Consider the following 14,394-nt stretch of genomic DNA (forward strand, 5'->3'; position numbering starts at 1 on the left):
TACGTCAGCGATATGCTTCGCCCATGCGCCGCCAGACCACCGAGCTGCTACCACTTCTGCCGACCCTGGTCGCGGTGGCGGACACCGAGCACATCACCGACGCCGCCCACGTCCTGGGAGTCCCGCAACCCACCGTCAGTCGACAGGTCGCCCGCGCATCGGCGATCCTCGGCGTCGACATCGTGGAACGACGGGGCCGCGGCATCGTGCTGACCAGTACCGGCCGCGTCCTCATCCCGTATCTTCAACGAGCCCTGAGCGACATCGACGCCGGTATCGACGCCATGACCGAGCACGACGCCCGAGCACGTGGCCGCATAGCCGTCGCGTTCCAGAACACACTCGGTGAGGACGTCGTGCCGGCACTGATCCGGCACTTTCGCGTCGACCATCCCGCGGTGACGTTCGATCTCGACCAAGGCGCACGTGCACGCTGCCTGGATCGCCTCGCAGATCGCGCGTCCGACCTGGCGTTCGTGTCTTTGAGCGCCGAACACACCGACACGAATTCCTTCCAGCTGTACGACGAGCGGCTGATGCTGGTGGTCCCCGAACATCACCGCCTCGCGTCGCGGAAGACGGTCGATCTCGCCGATACCGCCGACGAGAACTACATCGCCATGGGCCACGGATACGGAATGCGCTCGATCTGTGACGAGCTGTGGGCCGATGCCGGATTCAGCCCGCGCATCGCGTTCGAGGGACAGGACACCCATACCGTGCGCGGACTCGTCGGAGCCGGCCTCGGCATCGCCATCCTGCCGCGGATCCGTGCACACGGCGCCGAAGGTGGAACGGTCGACGTGGGACTCACCCAACCGGCTGCGCGCAGGCGAATCGGCATGGTGTGGGAGCCGGGAACGGACATGCCCCGCCAGGTGGCGGCCTTCCGCTCGATGGTGCAACGCAGTGGACGCACACTCGTGATTAGGTGAGTCGATGCAACTGGTTCTGGTACGGCACGCCCTTCCGCGACGATCGGAGTCCTCGGCCGATCCCGATCTCGACGAACTGGGCGTCGAACAATCCCGCAGAGTGCCCGATGCGCTGGCACGCTTCACGGTGTCCCGAGTCGTGTCGAGTTCGCAGCAACGCGCGATCCGGACCGCGCAGCCACTCGCCGAACGGCTCGGTCTCGAGATCACGACCGACGACCGTCTGACCGAGTACGACCGGGACTTCGGCGGCTACGTCCCGATCGAGGCCGCGAAGACCGAATTTCGCGACGCCTACGACCGCATCAAGGCAGGTCACCTACCCGAGCAGGTCGACGAACAGGCCTTCCGCCAGCGAGTTCTCGCCGGAGTGGCCGATATCGTCTCGACCGCCGCGCACTCCGATACCGTTGTCCTCTTCGCTCACGGCGGCGTCGTCAACATGCTGTTGCAAGACATTCTCCAGACCCCGAAGGTGCTCGGATTTCCCATCGACTACTGCTCGGTGACGCGTGTGCTCTTTTCCCGCAGCGGTGCCCGATCGGTCTCGTCGGTCAACGAGACCGCCCACGTGTGGGACCTGTTGCCGCGCAACCGACAATCCACAGAGACCTCTTAAAGTCCCTGGTAGAGGGGCAGAACGGCCGCTGTGGATCGCTCCGAGTGGTCGGTGCGGCCGGCGCTGGCAGTTAGCCTCGAAGTCATCATGGGTGAAATGCGTATCTTCCGACGTCCTGCCGTTGCTCTCGTCGCACTGGCGTTCCCTCTGGTGGCTGTGGGTGCGTTCGCGCTCGGCACCGGCTACGACCTGGGCGGAGAATCGACCACGACGACCGCCGTTGCCGCCGACACTCAGCAGGCCCCGGCAGAGGCACAGCAGACGGCCGATCCCCTGTCCAAGGCCAGGAGCAGCCTCAACAGCGCCTCGCTCCCGATCACCTTTCTCTCCAGCGGCATCGGTCAGCTGACCGAAGGCGGAACGCAGCTCAACGACGGCGTCGGCCAACTTGCCGACGGCATCACCCAGGCTCACGACGGAACCATCCAGCTCGCCGACGGGTTCGGCCAGTACCGCGACGGCATCGGCCAGCTCGGTGACGGCGCATCGCAGATCAGCGGGGGTGTCGACCAGGTCGTCGACCAGCTCGCCGGATTCGGAGCTCTGCAGGCCGACTTCACGGCAAAGCTCGCCGCCACGGCAGACACGGTCGATCGCTTCCCACATCCGGGATCCGACGCGATTTCCGGCGAGATCCGCGGAGTGATCGACAACCTCAACACTCAGGCGTTCGGTCCCGATACGCTCGCTCAGCTGCAGACCCTCAAGGGTGGTGCTCAGCAGCTGTCGACCGAACTGAACGACCCCAACAGTCAGTTCCTCGGTGCCACCGCGCAGCTCGGCGACGCAACCGTGCAGTTGCGTGACGGACTCGGCCAGCTCGACGACGGCGGGCAGCAACTCAAGGCCGGCACCGATCAGCTCGTGACGTCGGTCAAACCCGTCGAGGGGATCGTCAACGGCATCGCCACCAATGTGCGCGACGCCTCCGCCGCCCTCCCGGCAAAGGCGGCCGCCACGACCGATGACGCCACCTCCGACCAGAACGTTGCAGCGACTGCGACGAGCACCGGTACCGGTGCCACCCCGTACCTGATCGCCGCCCTCGTGGCACTCGGAGCTCTCGGCTGCGTCAGCCTCGTGCGGGTCCTGGGCAAGGACACCAAGCCGCGGTGGCTCGCCGTCGGAGCGGCCGTCGCCGCAGTGGGTGTCAGCGCTGCAGTCGCATTCGCCTTCGCCACCGACGCCGCCCTCGGACCGGTGATCGGAGCCGGCGCGTTCCTCGTCGTCTCGGCCGCGGCTTATCTCGCCACCGCAGGCGCAATTCAACGAGTGCTCGGTGCTGTGGTGGGCCAGATCGTCAATGTCGTCGCCCTCGTGGTACAGGTCGTCGTCTGCGGCTTCGCGTACGCATCGACGGCACCGATCTGGGGCGACCTCGCCGCGTTCATGCCGATGAGCTACACCGCCGCTGGTGCCCGCATCATCGCGTCGGGAGAGATGAGCGGGACCGGGTGGCTGGCGATCGGTGCCACGGTGGCGCTGCTTGCCGTCTCGGCACTCGTGTACGTCAGCGCGCGGGCAGGCTCAGCCGATGGACCGGAGCGGATGGATGGCGGGCGGGGCCGCGAGATGGGCACCGAATTCGCTTAGCGCCTGCTGCAGGTGCGGGGTCTGCATGTGGCCGTCGAGGTCCTCCTGCGACTTCCATACCTCGATGGTGATGAAGGTGCCCGGCTCGACCGCCGACTCGAACAACTTGTAGGAGACGTTGCCGCTCTCCTTGCGTGACTCGGCGACCAGAGCCACGAGCCCGTCGCGCACGGTGTCGATTGCGTCCGGCTTGGCGGTGATCGTCGCGACTACCTCGAGATCGTTGATCATGCGGAATCGGTTCCTTCGTTCGGCGAGACACACTCTTCCTCACCGAACGTACTCCCGACCCACCTAAGGTGAGGTGTCCACGCGGGAAGGGAAGAAGCAGTGAATCAGACGGCAACCGAGGATCGCGCCACGAAGAAGGAATGGCTTGGCCTCGCGGTACTGGTGGTGCCGATCCTCGTGGTCTCCATGGACATGTCGGTGCTGTATCTCGCACTGCCCTTCATGACGGCCGATCTCGAACCCACCAGCAACCAGACCCTGTGGATCCTCGACATCTACGGATTTCTGCTGGCTGGTCTGCTGATCACCATGGGCTCGCTCGGCGACCGCATCGGACGGCGGACCCTGCTGATGGTCGGCGCGGTGGTCTTCGGCGCGGCATCGCTCGCCGCGACGTTCTCCACCTCCCCCGAGATGCTGCTCGTCGCACGTGCTCTGCTGGGAGTCGGCGGAGCCACCATTGCTCCGAGCACACTGTCGTTGATCCGCAACATGTTTCACGACCCGGCACAGCGCAAGGAAGCGATCGGCCTGTGGACCGCCGGTTTCGCAGGCGGCGCAGCCGTGGGCCCGGTCGTCGGGGGCGTTCTGCTGGAACACTTCTGGTGGGGCTCGGTCTTCCTGATCAACATCCCCATCATGGTCGTGCTCTTCGTTGCGGCCCCGCTACTGGTCCCCGAGTTCAAGGACAGCGACCCCGGAAAGTTCGACCCGATCAGCGTGATCCTCGCGATCTCGTCGATGCTCTCGATCGTGTTCGCCATCAAGCACGGGGCCCAGGACGGTATCGACGCCACGACGATCACCACCGCGATCCTCGGCCTGGCACTCGGCTTCGTGTTCGTCATCCGGCAACGCAAGGCATCGAACCCGCTCATCGACGTGACGCTCTTCGCCGAACGTGCTTTCAGCGCTGCAGTCGTCGTGCAATTTCTGGTCATCTTCTCCATGACCGGCTTCAGCCTGTTCGCCTCCCAGTACCTGCAGCTGGTTCTCGGACTCGGACCACTCCGCGCCGGACTGTGGTTGCTGATTCCCGCTGCTGCAGCGGCGGCCGGTGCCGTCACCGCACCGACGATGAGCAAGGTGATCCCCACCGGCACCATCATTTCGGCGGGCCTGCTGTCCATCGTCTTCGGCTGCGTCGCACTGATATTCGTGCAATCCGACTCCGGCCTGCCGCTGCTGCTGACCGGAATGGCCCTGGTCACGTTCGGAATCGGAGCAGCATCGACTCTGAACTCCGACATCGTGCTGACCGCTGCGGCCCCCGAAAAGGCCGGGGCTGCATCGGCATTGTCGGAAACCGGGGCCGAGCTCGGCGGCGCCGTCGGCATCGCGATTCTCGGCACCATCGGCAGCACCGTCTATCGACACCGCATGGAGGACGCCATTCCGGCGGGCACATCGGCCGAGATCGCCGATCCGGCCCGCGAAACCATCGGCGGCGCAATAGCCGTGGCCGACTATCTGCCGGAGCCGTTCGCATCGCAGTTGACCGACGTCGCGCACTCGTCCTTCATCGACGGATTCAACCTCGCCGCCGGTACGAGCGCCGTGCTGATGTTCGTCAGTGCCGTCGTCGTGTTCCTGCTGCTCCGTCGGGTGCCTGCTACTACGTCGTAGTCAGACCGCGTCGGCGAGGTAACGCGCCAACCACCGCGTCGCCGACACCCCGTCTCCGACGTCGTAGGTCTGATATTCCTGGTGGATGCCCGAACGGTAGAAGGCCTCGATTTCCCGCTGACGCTGAGCGTTGGCCTGATCCGACAGCTGCCCCTGCAGTACGGGTAATCCACCGGACGCAGCGAGGTCGGCGATCAAGGATTGCGCTTCCTGGGTGTACTGATCTGCGACGTCGGGCGCAGGGTTGGACGACACGGCGAGGAAGCCCGCGAGTCGCGCCACGTAGTCGTCCTTGGGCGTCGAGCAATACAGATCGCCGACGGCGCAGAACGTGCGCACCACCGGACTGACGTAGCCGAATCCACCGACCCTGGGTCCACCGACGCCGGTACCCACCACAGGGGGACCGACCAGGGCGTCGGTGTCCGATCGCTTCGGGTCGGAGACGAGCCCGACCGCCACCACCTTGTCGGCCGGAACCACCCCGAGACCGGTTCCGATGGACGCGGCGAGATCACCGGCCGCGTCCGCTCCCTGGCTGTAACCGATGATGCCCAGTTTCGTTGCGCCGCAGCGATCCGCCATCGCCTTCAGCATGCCGCCTGCGTTGGTAACGGCAGCAGCACGGGACTGCCCGTACACCTCGCCCTCCCACGGGAACGCGGTGGCGGGATACGAAACGTACTCGGTGCGGATATCGCCACCGAGACGATCGGTGACGTCGGTCAGCATCCCCGGCTTCGGGGCAGCACCGGAGCTGGTCTCCCACGTTCCCGGAATCGCGACGACGTACATCGAGGGACAACCGCCGGGATCGGCGACGGCGGGCGACGCCCCGACGATTAGACCGGACGCAACAGCTGCAGCGACGCCGACACCGGCGCAGAATTTCTTGACACTCATGGGAGGGGGCCTCACTGGGTGATCGAACGCTTCTTGTGTTCGATCACCACAATGACAGCGGCCTGTGACCATCCGATGCCCACATGGTTAACGGACGTAACCGTGCGTCACACAGTTCGCCCGCCCCCGTCGGGATCGGTCGCCCCCGTCGGGATCAATGCGGCTTTCAGTCGCTCAGAGTGCAACAAAGGGACATTGATCCCGAGGGGGTGCGCCGGAAAATACCTACCGCTGCGGCGCCTGGGTGGGCACGATCGGCGACGGCAGTGCCGTTGCTCCCTGCAGGAAGGTGTCGACGGCGGCCGCGCAGGAGCGGCCCTCGGCGATGGCCCACACGATGAGCGACTGGCCGCGGCCCATGTCTCCGGCGACAAAGACGCCGGGCACGTTGGTGACCCACTCGTTGGTGCGCTCGACGTTTCCGCGCTGGTTGAAGTCGACGCCCAGGTCGGTCAGCAGACCGCCCTTGTCGGGTCCGACGAAGCCCATGGCGAGGAGCACGAGATCGGCTTCGAGCGTGAACTCGCTGCCTTCGATCTTCTCGAACTTGCCGCCCTTGAATTCGACCTCGCAGGCTTCGAGTGCGGTGACCTTGCCGTTCTCACCGACGAAACGCTCGGTGTTGACGGAGAAGACGCGCTCGCCGCCTTCCTCGTGTGCGGACGCGACGCGGTACATCAGCGGGTACGTCGGCCACGGGGTGGAGGTGGCACGCTCCTCGGGCGGACGGGCCATGATCTCGAACTGGTGGACGCTCGCCGCGCCCTGACGGTGCGAGGTGCCCAGGCAGTCTGCCCCGGTGTCGCCGCCGCCGATGATGACGACCTTCTTGCCCTCGGCACTGACCGGCGGCTGCTCGAAGTCGCCCTGCTGGACGCGGTTGGCGTGCGGCAGGAACTCCATGGCCTGGTAGATGCCGTCGAGTTCGCGGCCCTCGATGGGCAGGTCGCGCCAGGCGGTGGCACCGCCGGACAGCACGACGGCGTCGAACTGCTCGCGCAGTTCGTCGGCCGAGATGTCCACGCCCACATCGACACCCGTGCGGAAGACGGTGCCCTCGGCCTCCATCTGCGCGAGCCGACGATCGATGTGGCGCTTCTCCATCTTGAACTCGGGAATGCCGTAGCGCAGCAGTCCGCCGATGCGATCGGCACGTTCGAACACCGTGACGGTGTGGCCGGCGCGGGTGAGCTGCTGCGCTGCAGCAAGTCCCGCGGGTCCGGAGCCGACGACGGCAACGGTCTTGCCGGTCAGGTGCGTCGGGTAGACCGGCGTGACCCAGCCCTCCTCGAAGGCCTTGTCGATGATCTCGACCTCGACCTGCTTGATGGTCACCGGATCCTGGTTGATGCCCAGGACACACGCCGCCTCGCACGGAGCGGGGCACAACCGTCCGGTGAATTCCGGAAAGTTGTTGGTGGCGTGCAGGCGATCGATGCTGTCGCGCCAGCGGTCCTTGAACACCAGGTCGTTCCACTCGGGAATCAGGTTCCCGAGTGGACAACCGTTGTGGCAGAACGGAATGCCACAGTCCATGCATCGGCTGGCCTGGGTGCGCAGAGTGTCCTTCGAGAAGTCCTCGTAGACCTCTTTCCAGTCCATCAGGCGCAGATCGACGGGCCGCCGCTTGGGTACTTCGCGAACCGTGTTCTTCAAAAATCCCTGTGGGTCACCCACGAGCTGCCTCCATGATCGCTTCGTCCACGTCCGCGCCGTTCTTCTCGGCTTCGGAGATGGCCAGCAGTACCTTCTTGTAGTCGCGAGGCATGACCTTCACGAAATGGTTCACCTGCTGTGACCAATCCGCGAGGATCCGCTCGGCCACCTCGGAGCCGGTCTGCTCCTGGTGACGAGTGACGATGTCCTTCAACCAGGTGAATTCGTCGCCCTCGAGCTCGTCGATGTCGACCAGCTCGGTGTTGAGGTTGGCCTCGAACGTCTTGTTCGGATCGAAGATGAACGCGACGCCGCCGGACATGCCGGCACCGAAGTTTCGTCCCGTCGTGCCGAGGATGACGACCTTGCCGCCGGTCATGTACTCGCAACCGTGATCGCCGACGCCCTCGACGACAGCAACGGCACCGGAGTTACGAACCGCGAACCGCTCGCCGACGACGCCGCGGATCAGGGCTTCACCGCTGGTGGCACCGAACAGGAACACGTTGCCGCCGATGATGTTGTCCTCGGCCACGAATCCCTTCGGAGCGTTCAGCGACGGCCGCAGCACGAGATGTCCACCGGACAGGCCCTTGCCGACGAAGTCGTTGGCGTCTCCGTTGAGGCGCAACGTCATACCGGAGGGCACGAATGCACCGAAACTGTTGCCGGCCGAGCCGGTGAACGTGATCTCGATGGTGTCGTCCGGGAGGCCGACGCCGCCGTATGCCTTGGTCACCTCGTGTCCGAGCATCGTGCCGACGGTGCGGTTGACGTTGGTGATCTTGGACTCGAACGCGACCTTCTCGCCCTTGTCCAACGCATTGCGGCTGGCCGAAATCAGCTGCTGATCCAGGGCCTTGTCGAGACCGTGATCCTGAACGCCTGTGTTGTACAGGTTCTGGTTCATGAACGCCGACTCGACCTCTTCGAGGATCGGCGACAGATCGAGCTTCGACGCCTTCCAGTGCTCCTTGGCCGCGGTCGTGTCGAGCAGACCGACCTGGCCGACGGCTTCGTCGAGCGTGCGGAAGCCGAGCTCGGCCATGAGCTCACGCACCTCTTCGGCGATGAACATGAAGAAGTTCTCGACGAACTCGGGCTTGCCCGCAAAACGCTTGCGCAGCAACGGGTTCTGTGTCGCAACACCGACGGGGCAGGTATCGAGGTGGCAGACGCGCATCATGATGCAGCCCGAGACGACGAGCGGAGCGGTGGCGAAACCGAACTCCTCGCCGCCGAGCAGAGCAGCGACCATGACGTCGCGGCCGGTCTTGAGCTGGCCGTCCACCTGCACGACGATGCGATCGCGAAGACCGTTGAGCAGCAACGTCTGCTGGGTTTCGGCCAAGCCGAGCTCCCACGGTCCACCTGCGTGCTTGACCGACGTCAACGGCGTCGCGCCGGTGCCGCCGTCATGGCCCGAGATGAGCACCACGTCGGCGTGTGCCTTGGACACACCCGCCGCAACGGTGCCGACTCCGACCTCGGAGACGAGCTTGACGTGGATACGAGCCGACGGGTTCGCGTTCTTCAGGTCGTGGATCAGCTGCGCGAGATCCTCGATCGAGTAGATGTCGTGGTGCGGCGGCGGCGAGATCAGACCGACACCCGGCGTGGAGTGCCGAACCTCGGCGACCCACGGGTACACCTTGTGAGCCGGAAGCTGGCCGCCCTCACCGGGCTTGGCTCCCTGCGCCATCTTGATCTGGATGTCGGTGCAGTTCGTCAGGTAGTGCGAGGTGACGCCGAAACGTCCCGACGCGACCTGCTTGATGGCACTGCGTCGCCAATCGCCGTTCTCGTCCGGCTCGAAGCGCGAGACGTCCTCGCCGCCCTCACCGGAGTTCGAGCGTCCACCGAGACGGTTCATCGCGATGGCAAGGGTCTCGTGTGCCTCGGCCGAGATGGAGCCGTAGCTCATCGCACCCGTGGAGAAACGCTTGACGATCTCGCTGGCCGGCTCGACCTCGTCGATCGAAATAGCCTGTCGCTCTTCGGTCTTGAAGCGGAACAGACCGCGCAGCGACGCGAGCCGCTCGGACTGGTCGTCGACCATCTTCGTGTATTCCTTGAAGATGTCGTACTGACCGGTGCGGGTGGAGTGCTGCAGCTTGAAGACGGTGTCGGGGTTGAAGAGGTGGTACTCCCCTTCCCGACGCCACTGGTACTCGCCGCCCGTCTCGAGCTCACGGTGTGCGCGTTCCTGACGGTTGTCGAGGTACGCGACGCCATGTCGCGCTGCGACGTCGTCGGCGACCTGATCGAGATCGATACCGCCGAGATGGCTGTTCAGCCCGGTGAAGTACTCGTCGACCAGTTCCTGCGACAGGCCGATGACCTGGAACAGCTGGGCTCCGGTGTACGACGCGAGAGTCGAGATGCCCATCTTGGACATCACCTTCAGCACGCCCTTGCCTGCAGCCTTGATGTAGTTGCCGACGGCCTTGTCGAAGTCGATGCCGGTGAGGGCACCGCGCTCGATCATGTCCTCGATCGACTCGAAAGCCATGTACGGATTGACCGCTGCCGCACCGAATCCGATGAGCAGAGCCATGTGGTGGACCTCGCGGGCGTCACCGGCTTCGATGATCAGACCCACCTTGGTGCGCGTCTTCTCACGAACGAGATGGTGGTGCACTGCCGAGGTGAGGAGCAGGGACGGAATCGGAGCGAGCTTCTCACTGGACTCTCGGTCGGAGAGCACGATGATCCGCGCCCCGCCCGAGATGGCAGCGGAAACCTGAGCGCGGATGGCCTCCAACGCCTTTCGGAGACCTTCACCGCCTTCGGCAACCGGGTACAGGCCACGCACGACCACCGAGCGCAGCTCTTCCTGCGTGCCCTCGTCGTTGATGTGGACGAGCTTGGCGAGGTCGTCGTTGTGCAGGATCGGCTGGGGCAGCACGATCTGCTTGCAGCCGTCGGCACCCGGGTTGAGCAGATCGCCCTCGGGACCGATGGTGCCGCCGAGGCTGGTGACGATCTCCTCGCGGATCGCGTCGAGCGGCGGGTTGGTGACCTGGGCGAACAGCTGCGAGAAGTAGTCGAACAACATCCGCGGACGTGCCGACAGCACGGCGATCGGGGTATCGGTACCCATCGAACCGATGGCCTCGGCACCGGACTTCGCCATCGGCGAGACCAGCACGTTCAGTTCCTCGGTGGTGTATCCGAAGATCTGCTGGCGGATCAGCACGCGATCGTGCGGCATGTGCACGTGCGGCCGCTCGGGCAGATCGTCGATCGACGTCAGGCCCTCGTCGAGCCACTGCTGGTACGGGTGCTCGGCGGCGAGTTCGTCCTTGATCTCGTCGTCAGAGACGATGCGGCCCTGTGCGGTGTCCACCAGGAACATCCGGCCCGGCTGCAGACGCACCTTGCGGACGACCTTGGACGGGTCGATGTCCAGCACGCCGACCTCGGAAGCCATGACGACCAAGCCGTCGTCGGTGACCCACAGGCGGCTGGGGCGAAGACCGTTGCGGTCCAGAACTGCGCCGATGACGGTGCCGTCGGTGAAGCACACCGAGGCCGGTCCGTCCCAGGGCTCCATCAACGAGGAGTGGTACTTGTAGAACGCCCGACGCGCGGGGTCCATGGATTCGTGCCGCTCCCAGGCCTCGGGAATCATCATCAGCACGGCATGCGGCAGGCTGCGGCCGCCGAGGTGCAGCAGTTCGAGCACCTCGTCGAAACGTGCTGTGTCACTGGCTCCGTGGGTGACGACGGGGAAGATCTTCTCGAGCGCTTCCGAGCCACCGAACACGTCGGAGGTGATGAGGGCCTCGCGGGCGCGCATCCAGTTCTCGTTGCCGGTCGCGGTGTTGATCTCACCGTTGTGTGCGACCCGTCGGAACGGGTGGGCCAACGGCCACGACGGGAACGTGTTGGTCGAGAAACGCGAATGCACAAGTCCCAGTGCACTTTCGACGCGCTCGTCCTGCAGGTCGACGTAGAAGCCCTTGAGCTGGGGCGTGGTCAGCATGCCCTTGTAGACGAACGTCTGCGAGGACAGCGACGGGAAGTACACGGTCTCGCGACCGGGGCCGTCCTTGCCTGCGCCCTCTTCACCCAACTCGTGTTCGACGCGCTTGCGAATGACGAAGGCACGACGCTCGAGTTCGAGGTCGGTGATCGCCGCGTCGGGAGCGGAGAAGAACAACTGACGGAACGTCGGCATCGCGTCGCGAGCCAACGCGCCCAAGGAGGAGTCGTCGGTGGGGACCTCACGCCATCCGAGGACGGTCATGCCTTCGTTCTCGACGATGCGCTCGACACCCTCGCACGCGCGTGCTGCGTCGCTGCGGCCCTGCGGCAGGAATGCGACACCTGTTGCGTAGGCACCGGGTGCGGGGAGCTCGAAATCTACGACGGCGCGGAAGAACGCGTCCGGTACCTGGATCAGAATGCCCGCACCGTCGCCGGTGTTCGGTTCGGAGCCCGCGGCACCGCGGTGCTCGAGGTTGACCAGTGCGGTGATCGCCTTCTCGACGATGTCGCGACTGCGGCGACCGTGCATGTCCACCACGAATGCGACACCACAGGAGTCGTGTTCGTTGACGGGATCGTAGAGGCCTTGCGGGCCCGGAGTGTGCTTCATACCTAGCCTTCGGATAAGTCCAGCCTTGAAACTCGTCGGCGACGGTGTGGTGTAACCGGCTGCTCGAACGGCCTGCGGTGCGTCCTCGCCGTTGAAGCAGCACCTGTCGATCTTCCACGCTTTCCTCTGCACGGGCGGGTGGGCTCGTGGTAGAAAAGTGAAGGTCTCGACGGATCAGGCCGTGGTGAGGCCGATCCAATTACGAACGATAAGTCAGTACCAGGGTGCTCTCGCAAATAAGGTAAGCCTACTTCGGGCTCTCACCTGCGATTTTCCACCGAATCGACGGGGTCCGGAATCCGGCTCTGCATCGACACGTCGACATCGTTGTCGAACTACACGAATGTAAGGCATCACCCGCGCTCACACGCCGGGGTTCGAAGAAACTACTGGCCGCAGCGATCGAGATCAGCTGCGGCCAGTGTGGTGGGCGGAGGGGGACTTGAACCCCCACGTCCCGAAGGACACTGGCACCTGAAGCCAGCGCGTCTGCCATTCCGCCACCCGCCCGGGTGACGGCGAGAACACTAACACGCACCCCGCCGTGCTCGAAAATCGCCGTCTCGAGCTGCCCCGAGCAACCGGCGGCACAGCGTTGCTGTCGGCCGCACCGTATATCATGCTTGCAGCGCGACTTCGTGATGACACGCGGCCGTCGCACCGTTGTAGGCAACAGGCACCACAGGGTGGAAGAACACAGTGAGAGGAGGGGTCACGATGGGCATCGTTCAGCGTTTCGAACGCAAGCTGCAGAGCGCTGTCGGCGACGTCTTCGCCCGCGTGTTCGGCGGCGGCGTCGTACCGGCCGAAGTCGAGGCGGCGCTGCAACAGGAGGCGTCCGATCTCGTTCGCCCCTTGGACGGCGGTCATTACCTGGCACCCAACAACTACGTGATCACGATCAACAGCTCGGATCACGAGGAACTTGCCGGTGATCGCGAGCTCACGGTCAAGGCTTTCTCGCGTCACCTGGACGATTACATCCGTGATCAGGGGTGGCAGACCTACGGTGACGTGGTGGTTCGCTTCGAACCGTCGCCCACCCTTCACACCGGACAGTTCCGGGCCAGTGGCTCGGTCGATCCCGATGTGGGACGATCGGCGATTGCTGCGCAGAACAGCTCTGTTCAGCAGAACGCGTCGGCACAGCCAGCCCGTCCCGTCCCTTCAGCCACGCAGCGACCGACTGCCCCACCGATGTCGATACCAGGAGCCGGCCACATGACGCAGAACCCAGGCTACGACCCGCAGCGCGACCCCGCGGACGGACATCGTCCGGATCCGCGCGCGCGCAACGGATACGCCGGTGGCCAGGATCCCCGCTACGCGGCGCGTGAGCAGAACGGATACGACGCGCAGGGTTACGCGCCCGCCGATCGAGATCAGCGCTACGACCAGCAGCCGTACAACGCCCAGGGCTACGAGAACCAGGGCTACGACGAGCAGCCGTACGCCCAGCACGGCCAGGCCTACAGCGCCGCCGGCGGCCCGGAGCAGGGATACGACCAGGCCTACGGAGCACCCAACGGTCAGGAGCAGGGTTACGACGCCCAGGGCTACGACCGAGCGGGCTACAACGCGCAGGGTTACGACGCTCAGGGCTACAACGCCCAGGGTTACGACGCGCAGGGCTACAACGGTGCCGGTTACGACTACAACGGTGGCGAGCAGGGCGGTGCCTACAGCGAGGCTCCCTATCAGGAGCAGGCGTACGGCGAGCCCGCCGGCCGCTATGCCGAGCCGCAGGGTGCCGGTTACCCACAGCAGGGCTACCAGCAGCCCGCCTACGACTACCCGCCTGCCCAAGCGCCCTACGGCCGCGGCTACCCCCAGGGTGCCGGTGATCGCGGGGACGGCTACGGCTACGACCAGCCGGCGTCCTACGCAGGTCAGCCCCAGGCGCTCGCCGCGACCCTTCAGCTCGAGGACGGCAGCGGCCGCTACTTCCAGCTCCGGGACGGACAGAACATCATCGGGCGCGGCCAGGACGCACAGTTCCGCCTCCCCGACACCGGAGTGTCACGCCGACACATCGAGATTCGCTGGGACGGCCGAGTGGCCATGCTGTCCGATCTGGGATCCACCAACGGAACCACCGTCAACGGTGCACCCGTCCAGGATTGGCAACTGGCCGACGGCGACGTGATCCGCGCCGGTCACTCCGAGATTCTGGTCCGGATCGTCTGATCACCGGAGTGGCCCGGCCGACCGAGATGTTCGTCTCCTCG

General features: G+C 65.3%; 9 protein-coding genes and 1 tRNA gene. 5 read left to right on the forward strand and 5 right to left on the reverse strand.

All coding sequences use genetic code 11. The annotated features are described in order from the left end of the window. Positions 1-23 precede the first annotated feature (23 nt). The 3 genes from CH262_RS17890 to CH262_RS17900 all read left to right on the forward strand — a co-directional run bounded on the left by CH262_RS17890 (position 24) and on the right by CH262_RS17900 (position 3,147). Complete coding sequence (locus CH262_RS17890) at positions 24-935, forward strand: LysR family transcriptional regulator (protein ID WP_094718078.1); 912 nt, start codon at positions 24-26, stop codon at positions 933-935. A 4-nt stretch (positions 936-939) separates the two neighbouring features. Beyond that, positions 940-1,554, forward strand: coding sequence for a histidine phosphatase family protein (locus CH262_RS17895; protein ID WP_048319034.1), 615 nt, complete (start codon positions 940-942; stop codon positions 1,552-1,554). Positions 1,555-1,650: 96 nt separating this feature from the next. Then, positions 1,651-3,147 carry a phage infection protein gene (locus tag CH262_RS17900; RefSeq protein WP_256988863.1) on the forward strand — a complete coding sequence of 499 codons (1,497 nt, stop codon included), beginning with the start codon at positions 1,651-1,653 and terminating at the stop codon, positions 3,145-3,147. Here the strand turns inward: CH262_RS17900 and CH262_RS17905 are convergent. Then, entirely contained in the window at positions 3,082-3,375 is a 294-nt protein-coding gene (locus tag CH262_RS17905) for a putative quinol monooxygenase (protein ID WP_027494971.1), read from the reverse strand. The two genes, CH262_RS17900 and CH262_RS17905, sit on opposite strands and share 66 nt — an antisense overlap. A 102-nt stretch (positions 3,376-3,477) precedes the next feature. On the opposite strand from CH262_RS17905, the gene CH262_RS17910 reads away from it, so the two are divergent. After that, on the forward strand, positions 3,478-5,004 hold the full coding sequence (locus CH262_RS17910; RefSeq protein ID WP_094718080.1) for an MFS transporter: 1,527 nt from the start codon (positions 3,478-3,480) through the stop codon (positions 5,002-5,004). Here CH262_RS17910 and CH262_RS17915 read toward each other — a convergent pair whose 3' ends face one another. From CH262_RS17915 to CH262_RS17930, 4 genes are all read right to left on the reverse strand, one after another. Next, complete coding sequence (locus CH262_RS17915; RefSeq protein ID WP_032385265.1) at positions 5,005-5,907, reverse strand: cutinase family protein; 903 nt, start codon at positions 5,905-5,907, stop codon at positions 5,005-5,007. It lies immediately after the preceding gene. A gap of 225 nt (positions 5,908-6,132) precedes the next feature. Next, positions 6,133-7,584 (reverse strand): glutamate synthase subunit beta, encoded by a 1,452-nt coding sequence (locus CH262_RS17920; RefSeq protein WP_094718081.1) that lies wholly within the window; start codon positions 7,582-7,584, stop codon positions 6,133-6,135. Then, positions 7,577-12,166 (reverse strand): glutamate synthase large subunit, encoded by a 4,590-nt coding sequence (gene gltB, locus CH262_RS17925; protein ID WP_094718082.1) that lies wholly within the window; start codon positions 12,164-12,166, stop codon positions 7,577-7,579. Before gltB ends, CH262_RS17920 begins: the two co-directional genes overlap by 8 nt. 424 nt (positions 12,167-12,590) lie before the next feature. Continuing rightward, a tRNA-Leu gene (locus CH262_RS17930) sits at positions 12,591-12,676 on the reverse strand. 207 nt (positions 12,677-12,883) lie between these two features. Here CH262_RS17930 and CH262_RS17935 point away from each other — a divergent pair. Further along, on the forward strand, positions 12,884-14,353 hold the full coding sequence (locus CH262_RS17935) for a DUF3662 and FHA domain-containing protein (RefSeq protein WP_032381889.1): 1,470 nt from the start codon (positions 12,884-12,886) through the stop codon (positions 14,351-14,353). Positions 14,354-14,394: the final 41 nt, after the last annotated feature.

The sequence above is a fragment of the Rhodococcus sp. 05-2255-1e genome, from assembly GCF_002259025.1.
Classification (GTDB): domain Bacteria; phylum Actinomycetota; class Actinomycetes; order Mycobacteriales; family Mycobacteriaceae; genus Rhodococcoides; species Rhodococcoides fascians.